The sequence below is a fragment of the Tessaracoccus sp. SD287 genome, assembly GCF_017355265.1.
In the GTDB taxonomy this organism is placed as follows: Bacteria; Actinomycetota; Actinomycetes; order Propionibacteriales; family Propionibacteriaceae; genus Aestuariimicrobium.
Genome location: NZ_JADIJQ010000001.1, coordinates 151,460 through 169,762, shown reverse-complemented (window position 1 = coordinate 169,762; position 18,303 = coordinate 151,460). Strand labels below are relative to the sequence as shown.

Here is an 18,303-nt window from a genome sequence, read left to right as displayed (position 1 = left end):
CTACCCAGCATGGCCCGATCTACCCGGGATGGCCCGATCTACCCGGGATGGCCCGATCTACCCGAGGAGCACTCAGGGTAGATCTGCGCAACCCGGGTAATCGGCGGCGGAAGGGTCATCCATCTGGGCTGGGCACTGGTCTGGTGCCGACCGCAGTGGCATGCTCGAGACATGTCACGTCGCCGCGGACTTGACGGGGTGGACTTTGACGAGGCGAACCATGAGGGTGGCGACTTCGCGGACTTCGTCGCGGACACCAGCGAGCAGTCGTCCAGGCTCGCCTACGCACTGACCGGTGACACCGAGCTGTCGGCCCGGGTGGAGACCCAGGCCTATGCCGACGTGGGTCGACGCTGGACCGACCTGGACGCCGCCGAGGCGCGGCGGATGCTGCGGGAACAGCTGTGGCACCATGCCCGGCGCGCCGACCCCGACCCGGAGGCGCTGACGGCGGTCGCCGACAGCGGGTGGCGCCGTCGGTGGGGCTCGCCCTGGACGAGATTGACGAGCAGGCGGCGCGCGGTCGAACCCGCCGGTCACTGCTCACCGCTGGCGTGGGGGTGGGTGCCGCCGCTGCCCTCGGCGTGGCCGGCTGGCAGCTGGTGACCGGCCTCGGCGATGGGGGCCGAGCGCCGACCGCGCGCACCCCCTACGGGGACCTGCAGATCGTCGCGACCCGGCTGGTCCACGGTGATCCCACCGGGACGGTGCGGGTCGACCTGCTGCAAGGACTCGGACCGCAGTACCTGGCCTGCTTCCACCGCGACGTCCTGCTCGGACTGACCCGTCTGGACGGCAACCAGATCCTGCGATTCGTCGACCCCACCAGCGTCGAGGCGATGCTGCAGGTCGTGATCATCACCCCGGTCACCTGGCTGCACCTGCACGGCAGCCACGCCGACAACGTGGCGACCCCGGTGCAGGTGGGTCGTTGGAGCGTCGGGTTGACCCGGACGACACCCAGCAATGTCTACGCCGCCGTGGTCGGCGGCCAGCAGGACGGCACGCTCATCGTCTGGCCAGAGAGCAGGGGCAGGGGAGCCCGCTTCCGACGTCAGCCCAGCATCTGGGCCTACCTGGTCGACGGGCGGTTGGGGGTGCGCGAGCACGGCGCCAAGCGCGAGGGGCGCCGCCACCAGGACAACCCCGATGTCTGGCGGGTGCCGCTGCAGGATGGCGGCATGGTGTTCTCCCTGGACGGGGCCCAGACCGAGGTGGCGATCACCGGCGGCCAGGCCGATCGGGTGGAGTTGCGCCGGCGTTCGTCGACGACCTCGTTCATCCTGCGACCGGCGCTCACCGGCCGGGCAGGTCCGACCCTGACCTGGCGTGACTGGCGCGGCCGCCGCCAGCAGGTGGCGCTGGGCGAGACCCCCTGACCGCAGTGTCCGATTCCCGCCAGAGCACGGCTGTCGTGCTGGGGCACACTGGAGTCGTGACGATCACCCTGCCTGCCGCCGATGCCTGCTATCGCGCGTTGTCGAGCCGCGATGCGCGTTTCGACGGGTGGTTCTTCGCCGGCATCTCCACGACCGGCATCTACTGTCGTCCGAGTTGCCCGGCGCGGACCCCCCGGCCGGAGAACTGTCACTGGTTCCCCACCGCCGCCGCCGCCCAGGCGGCCGGCTTCCGGGCCTGTCGCCGCTGCCAGCCCGACGCCATCCCCGGCTCGCCGCTGTGGAATGTCGGTGAGGACGTCACCGCCCGCGCCATGCGGATGATCTCCGACGGTGTGGTCGACCGGGACGGGGTGCCGGGTCTGGCGGCACGTCTGGGCTACTCGTCCCGGCAGGTGCAACGGGTGCTGCAACGCCATGCCGGCGCCGGACCGCTGGCGCTGGCCCGCACCCGACGCGCCCACACCGCACGGATCCTGCTGCAGACCACCGACCTCAGCGCCTCGAGCATCGCCTTCCAGTCGGGCTTCAGCTCCATCCGTCAGTTCAACGACACCATCCGCGAGGTCTATGGCCAGAGCCCCACCGCGCTGCGTCGACGCCGGGGCGCGCCAGCCGCCGTCGCCGCCGACGGGGGACTGCTGCTCAAGCTGCCGGTCCGGCAACCCTTTGACGGGGCGGGCCTGATGGACTTCCTGGCCACCCGCACCGTGACCGGCCTGGAATCGGGCGGTCCGCAGCGATTCGCCCGCGCCGTGGTGCTGCCGCGCGGCCACGGCGTGGTCGCCGTGGAACCGGACGGCGCCGGGCTGTGCGCCCGGGTGGCGCTGGCCGACTGGCGCGACCTGGGCACGCTCATCACCCGCATTCGGGTCTGGTTCGACCTGGACGCCGACCCCGTCGCCATTGACGAGGTGCTCACCGCGGGGGACGCCCCCGCCCCGCTGGCGCGACAACTCCGCGAGGTTCCCGGCATCCGGCTTCCGGGCACCCCCGACCCCGACGAACTGGCCGTGCGCTGCCTGATCGGACAGCAGGTGTCCCTGGCCGGGGCGGTGACGGTGGCCGCCCGACTGGTGGCCGACCACGGCGAACCCCTGGAACCGTCCCTGGTCGCCACCGCCGCCCGGTGGGGGCACCAGCTGAGCCACTGCTTTCCCCGGATGCAGGCACTGGCCGCCGTCGACCCGGCGACCCTGGCCATGCCGCGGGCACGCGGACGCGCCCTGGTCGGTCTGGCCGCGGCCCTGGCCGAGGGCAGGGTCGCCCTGGCGGCCGGGGTCGACCGACGCGCGGCGCGCGCGGCGCTGGAAGCGCTGCCCGGCATCGGGCCCTGGACCGGTGGCTACGTGGCCCTGCGCGCACTCGGCGACCCGGACGTGCTGCTGGACACCGACCTGGTGGTCCGACGCGTCCTGAAGCACCTCGACCTGGCCGACAGCCACGCCTTCGCACCGTGGCGTTCCTACCTGACCATGCACCTGTGGCGGCTCGCCCCGACGCTGCGGATGACACACACCCTACCGGAGACACCATGACCACCACCCTCACCTTCGCCACCACCAGCACCCCCATGGGCGAGTTCGGCTGGCTCCGCGACGAGCGCGCCGTCATCAGCAGCGGCTGGACGAGCGACCCGGACTACCTGCGGGCGCTGGCCGGCTCCGCGGCACCGGTCACCGAGGGGGACGACCCGGACACCGCGGACGCCATCAGCCGGTTCTTCGGCGGGGACACCGCCGCCCTCGACGCAGTGGTCGTCGACCAGCGCGGCGGCGCGTTCATCACCGCCGCCTGGCAGGCGCTGCGCCGGGTGCCCGCGGGGCGGACCGTGAGCTACACCGAACTGGCCGCAGCCGCCGGACGGCCGGCCGCGGTGCGGGCCGCGGCCAGTGCCTGCGCCACCAACCGGGCGGCACTGTTCGTCCCGTGCCACCGGGTGGTGCGCACCGACGGCGGTCTGGGCGGCTTCCGCTACGGGGTGGCCATCAAGCAGGCCATGCTGGACTTCGAGCGATCACTGGGGTGAGCCGGGCACGGGCGGACCCGGCTCGATTGGGGTGAATGGGGACCCAAGGCGCATAATGAATGCGATGTCCACTCTTACCAACGTGCACCTGGTCACGCTCGGCTGCGCCCGCAACGAGGTTGATTCCGAAGAACTCGCCGGACGACTCGAGGCCGGCGGGTTCCGTCTGGTCGCCGACGCCGACGAGGCTGATGCCGTCATGGTGAACACCTGCGGCTTCGTCGAACAGGCCAAGAAGGATTCGGTCGACACCCTGCTGGAGGCCGCCGACCTCAAGGGCCAGGGCAAGACCAAGGCCGTGGTGGCAGTGGGCTGCATGGCCGAGCGCTACGGCTCCGAACTGGCCCAGTCCATGCCCGAGGCTGACGCCGTGCTCGGCTTCGACTCCTACGCCACCATCGCTGACCGTCTCACCACGATCCTCAACGGCGGCCACATCGAGGCCCACGCCCCCCGCGACCGACGCACCCTGCTGCCGATCAGCCCCGTGAAGCGGCGCGAGGCCGCGGCGGGGGTGGCCATCCCCGGCCACGCCGACCTGCCCGCCGACGTCATCCCGGCCACCGGACCCCGGACGCTGCGCAAGCGTCTGGGCAACAGCCCCTACTCGCCGCTGAAGATCGCCTCGGGTTGCGACCGTCGCTGCTCGTTCTGCGCCATCCCGCGCTTCCGCGGCTCGTACCTGTCGCGCACCCCCGAGGAGGTCGTCGAGGAGGCCCGTTGGCTCGTCGACCACGGCGTCAACGAGGTCTTCCTGGTCAGTGAGAACTCCTCGTCCTACGGCAAGGACCTGGGCGACATCCGCCTGTTGGAGAAGCTGCTGGGCCAGTTGTCGGCGGTTGACGGCCTCGACTGGATTCGGGTCTCCTACCTGCAGCCCGCCGAGATCCGTCCCACGTTGATCGACGCCATGGTCTCGACCGACAAGGTCGTGCCCTACTTCGACCTGAGCTTCCAGCACGCCTCGGGGCCGCTGCTGCGCCGGATGCGCCGCTTCGGCGATGCGGAGTCCTTCCTGGGGTTGATCGACATGATTCGCGCCCAGGTGCCCCATGCCGGCATTCGTTCCAATGTGATTGCCGGGTTCCCCGGTGAGACCGAGCAGGACGTCGAGGTCCTCAAGGACTTCCTGATCCGTGCCCGCCTCGACGTGGTCGGGGTCTTCGCCTACTCCGATGAGGACAACACCGAGGGGGCCACCATGGATGGCCACCTTGACCAGGACCTGATCGAGGAACAGGCCGCGGAACTGTCCGACCTGGCCGCCGAACTGTGCGCGCAGCGCGCCGAGGATCGCATCGGTGAGGTCACCACCGTGCTGGTGGAGGGCCGCGAGGGCGAGGCTGCCGTGGGCCGCGCCGAGTTCCAGGGCCCCGAGGTGGACGGCACCGTCACCCTTCCCGGTTGCACCGCCCAGGTCGGCGACTTCGTGGTCGCCGCCATCGTCGATTCCGAGGGTGTGGACCTGACCGGTGAGGCTGTCGCGTGAGCGAGTCCACGCCGACGCCAGCCAGACGGGTCTCGATCTGGAACGTGCCCAACCTGCTGTCCGCGCTGCGGGTCGCCGCGGTGCCGGTCTTCGGCTGGATGCTCCTGGCCCATCCCCACGAGCAGGACTGGCGTTACTGGACCACGGGCGTGTTCATCCTGGCCATCCTGACCGACGCCGCCGACGGCAGGATCGCCCGCAAGTACAACCTGATCACCGACTTCGGCAAGCTGTTCGACTCCATTGCCGACAAGGCGCTGACCGGGATGGCCTTCATCGGACTGAGCATCATCGGCGAGTTGCAGTGGTGGGTGACCATCATCATCCTGGTGCGTGAGTGGGGCATCACGATCATGCGCCAGTTCCTGCTCAAGTACGACTTCGTGATGGCCGCGAACAAGGGCGGCAAGCTGAAGACCGTCACCCAGTCACTGGCCCTGATCGTGTACCTGACCTGGCTTCCGCAGCAGCCGCCGGTGGTGGCATGGCTGGGCTGGACGCTGATGGCGGTGGCGTTCATCCTCACCGTGGTCACCGGCATCGACTACGTGCGACAGGCCGCCAGGGTACGCAGCCAGGCCCGCGCCTCGCGCACCGCGGGATTCTGAGCAGGATGGGGCCCGACGAGTTGGAGTCCCGTGCCGCAGATCTGCTGGCCGCCCTCGCCCGCCGACGGGTCACCCTGGCCAGCGTCGAGTCCCTGACCGGGGGATTGTTCGGCGCGGTCCTCACCGCCGTGCCGGGCGCCTCGGTGAGCTACCTCGGCGGTCTGGTCACCTATGCCAGCCGTTTGAAGCATGATCTGGTGGGGGTCGACGCCGACCAGATCGCCGCTATGGGAGTGGTCAACGCAGCCACCGCGGAGGCGATGGCCGAGGGCGGCCGCGACCGGACCGGGGCCGACCTGGTCGTCTCCTGCACCGGCGTCGCCGGCCCCGACCCCCAGGACGGGGTCCAGCCCGGCACCGTGTTCGTCGCCGTGGCGAGCCGCGACCAGGTCACCGTGGAACATCTGGTCCTGGATGGTGACAGGTCGGCTATTCGACAGGCGACCGTCGCCGCCATGATCGACCTGGTCGTCTCCGCACTGGAATGAGCACGAGGGTCCCTGTGGGAATGCAATCCCTTCGGTGCGCGTTGTACCCAGTGCGACTGGTCCATTCCCGGCCCAGGGCGCAGGAAGGGCGGACGACATGAAGCCTGTGCTGGTTCGAGAATTGATCGGTGAGACACTGCGCGAGTTGCGCTTCTCACAGGGACGCACGTTGCGTGATGTGAGCACCTCCGCGCGGGTGAGCCTGGGATACCTGTCCGAGGTTGAACGTGGACAAAAAGAAGCCTCGAGTGAGCTGCTCGGCTCGATCGCGGCAGCCCTGCACGTACCCCTGTCGGCGGTGCTGATGACGGTGAGCGACAAGCTCGCCGCTGCGGAGCTGAAGACGCGGTTGGCCAAGGCGGCCTGAGCACCCACACCACGAACGGCCGACGGGGCATTCCTGCCCCGGGCGGCCGTTCGTCCTGTAGCACCCGGCGATCAGCGTGCGTCGCGGTCGACCTCGACCACCACCACCTGCACCCCTGCCCCGCGGATGCGGGCGAGTTCCTCGGCGTCAGCGGTGGAGTCGGTGATCAGCATGTCCACGTCGGACAGTTCCGCCAGCCGGGCCAGGGTGGCCACGCCAATCTTGCTGCCATCCGCGACGCAGATGACCGTCTGCGCGCGCTCGATCATGGCATGGTTGGTGCTGGCCTCGACGTCATCGTGGGTGGTCAGCCCGCCGTGCAGACTCACCCCGTCACAGCCGACGATGGCGGTGCCCACATTGATCTGCCGGAAGGTCGACTCGGCCAGCGAGCCCACCAGTTCCAGGGACGTGGCGCGCAGGATGCCCCCGGCGATCAGCACCCGGTTCTGGCCGTGCGAGGCGGCCTCAATGGCCAGACCCACGGAATTCGTCACGATGGTGAGGTCGCGCCGACGGTCGAGGGCGCGCAACACCTCGGTGGTGGTGGTGCCACCAGTCATGGCGACGGCGTGACGTCCGACCGGGATCTGGTCGACGGCGACCCGCGCGATGGCGCGCTTGGCCAGGGTGTTGCGGCCGCCGCGAAGGTTCACCGGGAGTTCGCCCCCGGACCGTCTGGCCGAGGCCCCGCCATGGGTGCGGATCAGCAGGCCCTGCTCGGCCAGGGCGCCCACATCGCGGCGAATGGTGGCCGCCGAGGCGTTCAACTCCTCCGCCAGGTCACGCAACTGGACGTCACCCCGCTCCGCGACGAGTTGCAGTAGTCGCACCATCCGATGGGAACGGACCGCCGAGGGCGAGTCGTGGGTCTGGGGCATCGTGATTCCTCACTGAATCAGTGGCAGACGTGAATGACACGAGCATAGGCCAGTGAGCGATTCAAGCGAAGTCGCTGCGCATACGAACACGCCGGTGGGGTGCCGGTGAGCGCATCCCCTCAGCGTTCGCGTCGCACCCGGTACCCCTGGGGCGTCATCCTGAAGCCGGCTGCCTCCAGCATCGGCCCCCAGCTGGGATGACCCAGCACGTCCTGCCCATCGGCCCGGCTGATCGTCGTGGCTCCAAGGTTGCCGGCCCGGATCCGTTCGGCGACCGCCACCAGGGCCGCCTGCACGGTCGAGGGATCGGCGGCATGGGGGAAGCTGAGCAGGGTGTGGGCGCCTCGTTCGACGAACAGCGCCGGGTGCCCGTCGTGCAGGACGACCAGTGCCCCTGCCTTGCGGCTCGGCCGGTGCCCCGCGGTCGCGGGCCAGGGCAGCGCAGCCCCGTAGGGGTTGGCCGGGTCGCAGGCGGCCAGCACCAACGCGGTGGCGGACTCCGCGGAATCGGTGGCGCGCAGTCGATCGATGGCGCCGGGCAGGGCGAACTGTGCCGCCCCGAGTCCGGCGACGATGTGGCCACGCCTGACCGCACCCTGGTCCTCGAGGCGGGCGAGCACCTGGTAGGCCGGTTGGAAGCTGGACCAGAACGGCTCGGCAGCGCACGCCCCGCGGGTGAGGACACCGTGGCGGTTCAGGGCGATCATGGCCTGCTCGAGGCGTTGCTGGACGGGATCGCTCTGCGCCGGTCGGACCGCCGTCCAGCGCCCGCCGACCACGGGCAGCCCGGGCATCCGCACCATGCGTGGCAGGGAGCGGCGTTGCATCCGGGCGCGGGTGGGGGTGCGCAGCGCCGGCGCCCCGCCGCGGCTGGACCCCAGGTCGCGCAACGGCTGCAGTCCGTCGCTGGTGACCAGACCAGCCCAGACCAGTTCCCACAGGGCGTCGGCGTCGCTGGCGGTGGGCTGGCGCTCGACCAGCTCGGCCAGCGTCCACGCCCCGCCGGCCGCCAGCCGTTCCAGCAGTCTGCGGGACGGCTCGGCCAGTCCGGCCACCAGGTCGGCATCGGGGACGGCCAGGACCAGGTCGGCCGGCCACAGCTGCACCCAACCGTCGCTGGTGCCAATCGCCCCCTGGCCGGTCCAGACGACGTGGCCCGAGGCAATGGCCTGGTCGAGAAGGTGCGGCTGGTAGCCGCCCAGCCGGGTCGGCAGGACCACCGATTCGAGCATGGACATCGGCAGCGGCCACCCGGCCAGGGCGTCGACGACCGCGAGCAACGCATCCTGGTCGACGGGTGACGGGTCGGCACCGGCGGGATCGACGTCGTGCCACTGCGCCAGGAAGCGGGCCAGCTGCGCCGGTTCGACCGGCTCGACCTCGGCGCGCAGCAGTGCCAGGGTGCGCCGTTTCACCCGGGCGAGCACATCGGGGTGCCACCACTGCCGCTCCACCTTGACCAGGGCCTGCTCGCCCTGCAGTCGGTGCAGGGCGTCGGTGATGGTCGCGACGCCCACAGCCCAGCGTTCGGCCAGGAACTCGGCGCTCACCCCGCAGCGGCTGCGCAGTTGGCGCAGGACCAGGCGGTCGACTGATGCCTCGGGACCGGGGCCGCCGACCTCGCCGAACCCCGGCGGTGAGGGCACGCCGAATCCGTCACGGACCAGGGGGATGTCCTCGACGGTGCACAGCATCGTCCGGCCACCCAGCCTGACCTCGACCAGTCGACGGTCGGTGACCAGGGCCGCCACCCACTCGGCCGCAGCTGCCGAGGGGTCGGAGCGCTCGGCGCACTCCTCGAGCGTCAACGGACCGATCGTGCGCACGATGTCCCACAACTGCTCGGCTGAACCCGCCCGGGAGGGCTCGCTGGTGCGTTGCAGGTCGGCCTCCACCTGGGCGAGTGCGGTCGGGTCCAGCAACGCCTCGGCGCCATCGCGACCGAGCAGTTCGGCAAGCAGCGTGGCATCGACGTTCAGCGCGGCCAACCGGCGTTCGGCCAGCGGCTGCTCGGTGTCGTAGAGGAACTCGCCCACGTAGCCGAACATGAGGTTGCGCGCGAAGGGGGAGGGGCGTTCGGTGTCGACCAGCACCAGTCGGATCGTCCGGGCGGCGATGCCGCCCAGCAGCTGCACCAGGCCGGGCAGGTCGAAGACGTCCTCGAGGCATTCCCGCAAGGTCTCCAGCACGATGGGGAAGTCGGGGAACCTGCTGGCCACCTCCAGGAGTTGGGCGGACCGCTGGCGCTGGCGCCACAGCGGGGTTCGACGTCCCGGGTCGAGTCGGGGCAGCAGCAGCGCGCGGGAGGCGCACTCCCGGAAGCGGGCCGCGAACAGGGCCGAGCCGTAGACCTCGTCGGTGACCAGCTCGCTGACCTGGTCGACGTCCCCGTCCAGCAGTTCCAGGCCCGGCGCATCGGCGGTGTCCGGGACGCTGATCACGATGCCGTCGTTGGACGCCCACGCCCGCACCTCGTTGCCGAACTCGCGACGGGCCCGCGCCTCGATGGCCAGCGCCCATGGGGTGAGCACGGCCGCACCCCATGGGCAGTGCACGACCACCCGCCAGTCGCCGAGCTCGTCACGGAAGCGTTCCACCACCAGGCAGGTGTCGCTGGGAACGACTCCGGTGGCCTCACGCTGTTCGGCCAGGTGCGCGCGCAGGTTCGCGACGGCACGCTCATCCAGCCGCTGCAGTGCCTCCAGCGCCGTGGGTTGGTTGGCGGTGAGGTCGTCCACGAACCGTCCGATGGCGCGTCCCAACCCGGACGGGCGCCAGGCCTGGTCACCCTTCCAGAACGGCAGGCGTCCCGGCAGACCGGCGGCCGGGGTCACCAGCACCTGGTGGGGGGTGATGTCCTCGATGCGCCAACTACTGGTGCCCAGGGTGAAGACATCACCGACCCGCGACTCGTGGACCATCTCTTCGTCCAGTTCACCGACCCGGCGTCCGGGGGTGCCGGGCTCACCGACCAGGAAGACCCCGAACAGTCCCCGGTCGGGGATGGTGCCGCCGCTGGTGGTGACCAGGCGGCGGGCCCCCGGACGGGCGGTGAGCAGGTCGGTGAGGCGGTCGTGGACCAGTCGCGGACGCAGTTCGGCGAAGTCCTCACTGGGGTAGCGCCCGGCCAACATGTCGACCACGCCGTCGAAGACCGCACGGGACAGCCCGGAGTAGGCCTCGCAGCGACGCACCAGATCGTAGGCCTGGGCCGCCGTGGTGGAGCTGTCGATGACCATCGAGAGCAGGTGCTGCGCCAGCACGTCGAGCGGGTTGCGCAGGTCGTGCAATGGCTCGATGCCACCGCTGAGCATCTCGCGCACCACGACCGTGGCCTCCAGCAGGTCGCTGCGATGGGTGGGCAGCATGATCCCGGTGGACACCGCACCCACCTGGTGACCGGCACGACCCACCCGCTGCAGCGCCGAGGAGACCGCCGGGGGGGAGGAGACCTGGACGACCAGGTCGATGCTGCCCATGTCGATGCCCAGTTCGAGCGAGGAGGTCGCCACGACGCACGGCAACTGCCCGGACTTCAGGTCGGACTCGATCTCGGCCCGGCGCTCCTTGGAGACCGACCCGTGGTGGGCGCGGGCAATCACCGGCCACTCGGTCTCGTCCACTCCGAGCGAGGCCCCGGACTGGGCCATCACCTGCGCCGGCGGGGCCGCGTCTGGGTCCAACTCGGCACCCAGGCGGGCCGCGTGGAGCTCGTTGAGGTGCGCGGTCAACCGTTCGGCGACCCGCCGTGAGTTCACGAAGCACAACGTGGTGCGGTGGCTGTCGATCAGGTCGAGCAGCCGCTGTTCGAGGAAGGGCCAGATCGACCGGTTCGGTTCGTTGGTGCCATCGGCATCGGTCGGCAGGCTCAGGTCGGTCATGTCCTCGACCGGCACCTCCACGCTGAGCTGCCAGTTCTTGTCGGGGGTCGGTTCCAGGACGTCGATGGGGCGATCACCGGCCAGGAACCGCGCCACCACCGAGGCGGGGTTCACGGTGGCGGACAGTCCAATGCGCTGGAACGGCGCCGGGGTCATCGCCTCGAGGCGTTCCAGCGAGAGTTGCAGGTGGACCCCCCGTTTGGTGCCGGCCAGGGCATGGATCTCGTCAATGATCACCGTGTGCAGTTCGCTGAACATGGTGTGGGCCTGGCTCGACAGCAACAGGAACAGCGATTCCGGGGTGGTGATCAGGACATCGGGCGGGTGTGCCACCAGCTGGCGCCGTTGGGTGCTGGTGGAGTCACCGGAGCGGATGGCGACGGTGATGTCGGGAGCGGCCAGGCCGAGCCGTTCGGCTGCCAGTGAGATCCCCCGCAGCGGGGCGGTGAGGTTGCGGGCGACGTCACTGGCCAGCGCCTTCATCGGCGAGATGTAGAGCACCTGCACCTTGCGTTCCCGACGTGCGCGGTCGACCTGCTCGGCAGGACGTGCCGCCAACCGGTCCAGGCTGGCCAGGAAGGCCGCCAGCGTCTTGCCCGAGCCGGTCGGTGCGACCAGCAGGGTGTTCCGGCCGGCGAGCACCGATGACCAGGCGGCGACCTGGGCCGGGGTGGGTGCCTCGAAGGCATCGCGGAACCACGACTGGGTGGGTGCGCCGAATCGACTCAGCACGTCAGGGCCCGCCGTCGTGAAATTCATGTCTGCCATGGTGGCACCCGGCTGCGACAAACGCCGCACTTCGTGACCAGCCGATGACCGCTGCTCGGTGCCCTGCGCGCTAGTCTTGACCGGTGCGAGAAGCAGAACTGTGGCAGCGCCTGGAGCGTCACCTGGGGGATGGCTATGTCCGCACCTGGGCCGAGCAGCACAGTCTGGTCGAACTGGACGGACGCACCGTCGTCGAGTCGCTCGAGGCCGGCCTGCCCAGCAAGAGGATCTGGCGGGCCGTGTGGCGAGCGCTGGAACTCCCCGCTCGCGAACGCTGAGAATTGCGACACGCCGAGCCAGAACTTTTGAATCGAACACCCGTTCGGTAGTGTGGTGTCCACAGAAGAAATGTGACGAGGCTTCGTTGTCCACAGTCAGACCCCTGGTCACACGATTTGTCGCAGGACCCACCTAGGGTCGTCATCACCGGACCACGAACCCGCCGTCACGCGACGGCCGCTTGAAAGGAACTGCTCATGGCAGTTGCAGACCGCCAGAAGGCCCTTGAGGCCGCGCTCTCGCAGATCGAGAAGGCCCACGGCAAGGGCTCAGTGATGCGTCTCGGTGACGAGACCCGGCTGCCCATCGCCTTCATCCCGACCGGCTCGGTCGCCCTCGACGTTGCCCTGGGCATCGGTGGGCTGCCCCGCGGCCGTGTGGTGGAGATCTACGGCCCCGAGTCCAGCGGCAAGACCACGGTGGCGCTGCACGCGATCGCCCAGGCCCAGGCCCAGGGTGGAATCTGCGCGTTCATCGACGCCGAGCATGCCCTTGACCCCGACTACGCGCAGAAGCTGGGTGTCGACACCGACTCGCTGCTGGTCAGCCAGCCCGACACCGGCGAGCAGGCTCTCGAGATCGCCGACACCCTGGTGCGCTCGGGGGCGCTGACCCTGATCGTCATCGACTCCGTGGCGGCATTGACGCCGCGGGCCGAGATCGAGGGCGAGATGGGTGACAACCACGTCGGCCTGCATGCTCGACTGATGAGCCAGGCGTTGCGCAAGATGACCGGCGGACTCAGCCAGGCCGGCACCACGGCGATCTTCATCAACCAGTTGCGCGAGAAGATCGGCGTCATGTTCGGCTCGCCCGAGACCACCACCGGTGGCCGGGCGCTGAAGTTCTACTCCTCGGTCCGCCTCGACGTGCGTCGCATCGAGACGCTCAAGGATGGCACCGAATCGGTGGGCAACCGCACCCGCGTCAAGGTGGTCAAGAACAAGGTGGCCCCGCCGTTCAAGCAGGCCGAGTTCGACATCATCTACGGCCTGGGCATCAGCCGTGAGGGCTCGCTGATTGACATGGGCGTCGACGCCGCCATCATTCGCAAGGCCGGCGCCTGGTTCACCTACGAGGGTGAACAGCTGGGCCAGGGCAAGGAGAACGCCCGCAACTTCCTGAAGAACAATCCCGCGATCGCCGATGAGATCGAGACGCGCATCCGCAAGGCGTTGGGGTTGGACGGCGGCCAGGACGTGCCCGAGGGCGTCGACCCGGTGACCGGTGAGGTCGACTTCTGAGCTCCCCGGACCAGGACGGCCCGGGGTTGACCCCGGCCGAACAGCTGGAGGTGGCCCGCGAGATCATCCTGCGCCGGTTGTCGTTGCGAGCGCACAGCCGCTCAGAGCTCGAACAGGCGCTGGCGGCCAAGGGGGTGGCCACCGAGGTGGCCACCACCCTGCTGGACCGGTTCAGCGAGCTGGACCTGGTCGACGACCAGGCTTTTGCCGAGCAGTGGGTCAGCTCGCGGCACCGGACCAGGGGGCTCTCGCGGCGCGCCCTCAGTGAGGAGTTGCGGCGCAAGGGCGTGGCCAGTGAGGTGATCCTGGAGGCAACCTCCGCGGTCGGACGCGACGACGAGGTGGCCGCTGCCACCGACCTGGCCCGCAAGAAGCTGCGGACGATGGGGTCGGTCACCGACCCGGTGGTGATCCGGCGTCGACTGGCGGGTGCATTGGCGCGCCGCGGCTACGGTCCGGAGGTCGTCTACTCGGTGGTTGCCAGGGTGCTCAGCGGCGCCGCCGCGGAGTCGGAACCCGACTCGTTCTGAGGGGCGGGCGGTGGGGGCGCCTGGTTGGCTCGGACCGCACACTGTCAGGACTAGTGTGGGGAGGCACCCACCGGGGTGTTCGGGCAGGCCGTCCGGCAGTTGCGTCGGCCACCCGCGAGGGCAGCGAGGTGCACCGTGGTCTGGGTAGAGGTCGTCATCATCATTCTGCTCGTCGCCTGCCTGCTCTCCCTGCTGGTGCTGCTGCGACGGGTGAGCCTCGGCAAGACCGCCGCCAGCCAGGAACACCGGGCGGGCCTGGCCGACCTTGCCTCCGAGCGGGACGCCGTGGCCGGCCGAGCGGCCCATATTGACCAGCGCGCTGCCGACCTCGAGGCCCGCCAGGTGGAGCTCGAGGCGCTGCACCAGGAACTGCTGGCCCGTCACGACGAACTGGAGGTTCGCCGCGAGGAACTGGGTGCGGCGGCTGCCCTGGTCAAGAGCGACCGTGAGGACCTTGACGGGCTGGCCCGACGCGAACGGGACTCACAGATTGAGATCCACGAGCAGCTGACCCGGCGCGAGGAGCTCATGACACGTCGTGAGCAGCGTCTCGAACAGGGTGAACAGGACCACGCGTCCCGGGAACAGTCCCTGGGGGAGGCGGAGAGGGCGGTGGCGCAGGCGCAGCGTGAGACCGCTGAGGAACAGTCGCGAGCCCGGACCGAACTCGAGCGGGTGGCCGCCCTGACCGCGGACCAGGCCCGCGCCGAGGTGTTGCAGCGGGCCGAACACGATGCCCGGCTGGACAGTGCGCGGGTGGTCCGTGACATTGAGCGCGACACCGCTCGCGAGGCCGACAGCATTGCCCGCCGCATCATCACCACCTCGATCCAGCGTCTGGCGGCCGACCAGACCGCTGACGCGGTCGTGACCGCCGTGCACCTGCCGAGCGAGGAGATGAAGGGTCGCATCATTGGCCGGGAGGGGCGCAACATCCGCACCTTCGAGCAGGTCACCGGCGTCAACGTGCTCATTGACGACACGCCCGAGACGGTGCTGCTGTCCAGCTTCGACCCGGTGCGGCGCGAGGTGGCCCGGGTCACCCTGGAGGCGCTCGTGGCCGACGGACGCATCCAGCCCGGACGCATCGAGGAGATGCATGCGCGCAGCCTGGACACGGTGAACGAACGCTGCCACCGTGCCGCCGAGGATGCCCTGGCCGAGGTGGGCATCACCGACCTCGACGCCGACCTGGTGCCCATCCTGGGGTCGCTGAAGTACCGCACCTCCTACGGGCAGAACGTGCTTGCCCACATGGTCGAGTCGGCGCACCTGGCCGGGATGATGGCCCATGAACTCGGCCTCGATGCGACCACCAGCAAGCGCGCCGCCTTCCTGCACGACATCGGCAAGGCGCTGACCCACGAGGTCGAGGGCCCGCACGCCGAGATTGGTGCCGACCTGTGCCGTCGCCACGGTGAGCACGACGACGTCGTCCACGCCATCGCGGCCCACCACAACGAGATCGAGCCGCGCACCGTCGAGGCCCTGCTGGTGCAGGCCGCCGACGCCATCTCCGGGTCGCGCCCCGGTGCCCGCCGCGAGTCCCTGGAGGCCCACATGCATCGCATGCAGCGCCTCGAGGACATTGCCATGGAGCAGCCGGGTGTCGATCGCGCCTTCGCCATGCAGGCGGGCCGGGAACTGCGCATCATGGTGCTGCCCGAAGAGGTCGACGACCTGGGCGCGCAGGCCATTGCCAGGGGAGTGGCTCGCACGATCGAGGAGGAGTTGACCTACCCCGGCCAGATCCGGGTCACGGTCGTCCGCGAGTCACGGGCGACCCAGACAGCACACTGACGCCCCGCGGGGAGCGCAGGGCTCAGGCCTCCGGTCGGATGTTGGTGTTGGCCGTGCCGGGCACCGGCACGGTGCCGACGCCCACCGACTTGCCCGCGCGACGTACCCGCATCCGGCGCTCCACCCAGGAGGCGAACAGGGTCAGGGCGTAGTTCAGGATGATGTAGACGGTAGCGGCGAACAACAGCGCCACCATCACCCCGCCACTGGGGAACAGGTTCTGCACCGAGCGCAGCAGGTCCGGGTAGGTGATGATGTAGCCCAGCGCGGTGTCCTTCAGCACGACCACCAACTGGCTCAGCAGCGAGGGCAGCATGGCGGTGATGGCCTGGGGCAGCAGCACCGAGTTCAGTGTCTGGCCGCGGGTCAGGCCAATGGCGGCACCGGCCTCGCGCTGCCCCGTGGGCAGGGAGTGCACGCCGCTGCGCACGAGTTCGGCGATGACCGAGCCGTTGTAGAACATCAGGCCCACCACGACCCCGGCGAAGGCCATCTGGTCTGGCGCCACGATGCCGGGGTTGTACAGCAGGAAGTAGTAGCCGAGCAGCATCATCATCAGCACCGGTACGGCCCGGAAGAACTCCACCACGATGGCAGCCGGGATCGAGACCGCCTTCAGGTGGCTCAGCCGCATGATGCCGAAGATCAACCCGAAGATGCCTGACAGCAGCACCGCCAGGGCCGCGGCCTTCAGGGTCGACCAGAGGCCGGGCAGGATGAACTCGGTCCATGAGAGGGGCTCGAGGAAGACCTGCCAGTAGTCCCAGTGCAGGATCTGCTTGCGCAGCAGGTACAGCGCCACGCCACCCAGGACGAGGCACAGCAGGATGCCCACCACACCGATGATGCGGCTGAGGACCCGCCCGCGGGGTCCGGGGGCGTCAAAGATGACCGACACGTTGGACGCGCTCATCGAGCCACCGCCAGCTTCTTCGACAGATGCGTGAACAGGATGCCGACGGGCAGGGTCAGGATGACGAACCCGAGGGCAATGATGAAGAAGCTGAGGAACAGCTCGTCGGGGCGGAACTCGATCATCTGCTTCATGGCACTGGAGGCCTCGATGGCCGCGATGGTGGCCACCACGGTGGTGTTCTTGGTCAGCGCGATCAGGGTGTTGCCCAGCGGGGCGATGGCGCCGCGCAGGGCCTGCGGCAGGATCACCTCGCTGACCGTGCCCCGGAAGGACAGGCCAATGGCCCGGGCCGCCTCCGCCTGTCCCAGGGGGACGGTGTTGATGCCCGAGCGCAGCGCCTCGGCCACGAAGCTGGCGTGGTAGATGGCCAACCCGATGCCGCCCCACATGAAGTTCTGCCATGCCTGCCCGGCGCCGTCGGGCAACAGGTACCAGTTCATCGACAACATCAGGCCGAAGACGCAGAAGAAGATGACGATGGTCAGCGGGGTGTTGCGAACCAGGTTGACGTAGGCAGTGCCGAACAGTCGCAGCGCCGGGACGGGACTGACCCGCAGCACCGCGACCACCACGCCGATGACGAAGGCGCCCACGGCCCCGAACAGGGTCAGCAGGATCGTGAACCCGAACGCCTTGAGAACGTCGAACTCCCTGATCAGCTCCCATGCGGTGCTAAAGATGTCCATTGACCAACTGCTCCTGTGTCCCGGTCGAGGGTGGTGTCCTGGTGGCTGGGGCCGGGGCGCGGACGGCGTGCGTCACGCGCCCCGGCACCGGCGTGGGTCAGCTGCAGGTGTCGAGGGTCGGCTTCGCGGGGATCTTGTAGCCTGAGTCGCCCACGGTCTTCTCCAGGGCAGCCTGCCAGGCGCCGTCGTCGAACATCTTCTGGACGGCGGTGTTCACCTTGGTGCAGAGCTCGGTGTCGCCCTTCTTGAGGCCGATGCCGTAGCGCTCCTCACTGAACGGCGCGCCCACCACCTTGAGCTTGCCCTTGTAGGCGTCCTGGGCGGCGTAGCCGGCGAGGATCACGTCGTCGGTGGTCACCGCGTCGATGGATCCGTTGGCCAGGGCCTCCACGCACTTGGAGTAGGTGTCGAACTCCTGCAGTTGGACGCCGGGCACCTTCTCCTTGACCTTTACCGCCGAGGTGGAGCCGGTGACCGAGCACAGCTTCTTGCCGGCGAGAGCGTCAATACCGGTGATGTCGGACTTCTCGGCGACGAGCAGGTCCTGCCCGGCGACGAAGTAGGGGCCGGCGAAGCTGACCTTCTCCTTGCGGGCGTCGGTGATCGAGTAGGTGGCGAAGATCAACTTGACCTGCCCACCCATGATCAGGTTCTCGCGCTGCGCCGAGGGGGACTCCTTGAACTCGATCTTGTCCTCGGCGTAACCGAGCTCCTTGGCGACGTACTTGGCGACCTCGACGTCAAAGCCCTCGTAGCCGTCGCCGACCTTGAGGCCGAGGCCGGGCTGGTCGAACTTGATGCCGATGACGATCTTCTCGTCCGCAGTGCCGGCGCCGTCGTCGCCACATGCGGTCAGGGACAGGGCCAGCGCGGCGGCTGATGCCACCGCCGCGAGCTTCTTGATGAACTTCATGGTTGTGCCTCTCTGGCGTGTTTCCGG

Annotated in this window: 17 protein-coding genes; 12 read left to right on the top strand and 5 right to left on the bottom strand. The window is 69.5% G+C overall.

Features of this window, described 5'->3' with window-relative positions; genetic code table 11:
- The first annotated feature begins 171 nt into the window (after positions 1-171).
- From IPV09_RS00780 to IPV09_RS00745, 8 genes are all read left to right on the top strand, one after another.
- Positions 172-606 carry a hypothetical protein gene (locus tag IPV09_RS00780; protein ID WP_207472945.1) on the top strand — a complete coding sequence of 145 codons (435 nt, stop codon included), beginning with the start codon at positions 172-174 and terminating at the stop codon, positions 604-606.
- Positions 561-1,379 carry a hypothetical protein gene (locus tag IPV09_RS00775; RefSeq protein ID WP_207472944.1) on the top strand — a complete coding sequence of 273 codons (819 nt, stop codon included), beginning with the start codon at positions 561-563 and terminating at the stop codon, positions 1,377-1,379. The genes IPV09_RS00780 and IPV09_RS00775 overlap by 46 nt, the downstream gene beginning before the upstream one ends.
- Positions 1,380-1,435: 56 nt before the next feature.
- Positions 1,436-2,935 carry an Ada metal-binding domain-containing protein gene (locus IPV09_RS00770; protein ID WP_207472943.1) on the top strand — a complete coding sequence of 500 codons (1,500 nt, stop codon included), beginning with the start codon at positions 1,436-1,438 and terminating at the stop codon, positions 2,933-2,935.
- On the top strand, positions 2,932-3,426 hold the full coding sequence (locus IPV09_RS00765; RefSeq protein ID WP_207472942.1) for a methylated-DNA--[protein]-cysteine S-methyltransferase: 495 nt from the start codon (positions 2,932-2,934) through the stop codon (positions 3,424-3,426). Before IPV09_RS00770 ends, IPV09_RS00765 begins: the two co-directional genes overlap by 4 nt.
- A 55-nt stretch (positions 3,427-3,481) precedes the next feature.
- Entirely contained in the window at positions 3,482-4,915 is a 1,434-nt protein-coding gene (gene rimO / locus IPV09_RS00760) for a 30S ribosomal protein S12 methylthiotransferase RimO (protein WP_207472941.1), read from the top strand.
- Positions 4,912-5,523, top strand: a complete 612-nt coding sequence (gene pgsA, locus IPV09_RS00755) for a CDP-diacylglycerol--glycerol-3-phosphate 3-phosphatidyltransferase (RefSeq protein WP_370590164.1) — start codon at positions 4,912-4,914, stop codon at positions 5,521-5,523. Before rimO ends, pgsA begins: the two co-directional genes overlap by 4 nt.
- 5 nt (positions 5,524-5,528) lie before the next feature.
- On the top strand, positions 5,529-6,011 hold the full coding sequence (locus IPV09_RS00750) for a CinA family protein (RefSeq protein WP_207472940.1): 483 nt from the start codon (positions 5,529-5,531) through the stop codon (positions 6,009-6,011).
- A 97-nt stretch (positions 6,012-6,108) separates the two neighbouring features.
- Positions 6,109-6,378 carry a helix-turn-helix domain-containing protein gene (locus IPV09_RS00745; protein WP_207472939.1) on the top strand — a complete coding sequence of 90 codons (270 nt, stop codon included), beginning with the start codon at positions 6,109-6,111 and terminating at the stop codon, positions 6,376-6,378.
- A 71-nt stretch (positions 6,379-6,449) separates the two neighbouring features.
- Here the strand turns inward: IPV09_RS00745 and IPV09_RS00740 are convergent, their stop codons facing one another.
- The gene (locus tag IPV09_RS00740; RefSeq protein WP_207473049.1) at positions 6,450-7,214 is read right to left on the bottom strand and encodes a DeoR/GlpR family DNA-binding transcription regulator; all 765 of its coding nucleotides are present in this window, start codon (positions 7,212-7,214) and stop codon (positions 6,450-6,452) included.
- Between the two features lie 164 nt (positions 7,215-7,378).
- The gene (locus tag IPV09_RS00735; protein ID WP_242681026.1) at positions 7,379-11,899 is read right to left on the bottom strand and encodes a DEAD/DEAH box helicase; all 4,521 of its coding nucleotides are present in this window, start codon (positions 11,897-11,899) and stop codon (positions 7,379-7,381) included.
- Between the two features lie 92 nt (positions 11,900-11,991).
- On the opposite strand from IPV09_RS00735, the gene IPV09_RS00730 reads away from it, so the two are divergent.
- The 4 genes from IPV09_RS00730 to rny all read left to right on the top strand — a co-directional run bounded on the left by IPV09_RS00730 (position 11,992) and on the right by rny (position 15,761).
- Positions 11,992-12,186 carry a DUF3046 domain-containing protein gene (locus IPV09_RS00730; protein ID WP_207472937.1) on the top strand — a complete coding sequence of 65 codons (195 nt, stop codon included), beginning with the start codon at positions 11,992-11,994 and terminating at the stop codon, positions 12,184-12,186.
- A 198-nt stretch (positions 12,187-12,384) separates the two neighbouring features.
- On the top strand, positions 12,385-13,431 hold the full coding sequence (gene recA / locus IPV09_RS00725) for a recombinase RecA (RefSeq protein WP_207472936.1): 1,047 nt from the start codon (positions 12,385-12,387) through the stop codon (positions 13,429-13,431).
- 26 nt (positions 13,432-13,457) lie between these two features.
- A complete protein-coding gene (locus IPV09_RS00720; protein WP_207472935.1) occupies positions 13,458-13,961 on the top strand; it encodes a regulatory protein RecX in 504 nt (167 codons plus the stop codon).
- 135 nt (positions 13,962-14,096) lie between these two features.
- Positions 14,097-15,761 carry a ribonuclease Y gene (gene rny / locus IPV09_RS00715; protein WP_370590163.1) on the top strand — a complete coding sequence of 555 codons (1,665 nt, stop codon included), beginning with the start codon at positions 14,097-14,099 and terminating at the stop codon, positions 15,759-15,761.
- A 22-nt stretch (positions 15,762-15,783) separates the two neighbouring features.
- Here rny and IPV09_RS00710 read toward each other — a convergent pair whose 3' ends face one another.
- From IPV09_RS00710 to IPV09_RS00700, 3 genes are all read right to left on the bottom strand, one after another.
- The gene (locus IPV09_RS00710; protein WP_207472933.1) at positions 15,784-16,674 is read right to left on the bottom strand and encodes an amino acid ABC transporter permease; all 891 of its coding nucleotides are present in this window, start codon (positions 16,672-16,674) and stop codon (positions 15,784-15,786) included.
- Complete coding sequence (locus tag IPV09_RS00705) at positions 16,671-17,363, bottom strand: amino acid ABC transporter permease (protein WP_207472932.1); 693 nt, start codon at positions 17,361-17,363, stop codon at positions 16,671-16,673. Before IPV09_RS00705 ends, IPV09_RS00710 begins: the two co-directional genes overlap by 4 nt.
- A 97-nt stretch (positions 17,364-17,460) precedes the next feature.
- Entirely contained in the window at positions 17,461-18,276 is an 816-nt protein-coding gene (locus IPV09_RS00700) for a glutamate ABC transporter substrate-binding protein (RefSeq protein ID WP_207472931.1), read from the bottom strand.
- Positions 18,277-18,303 lie beyond the last annotated feature (27 nt).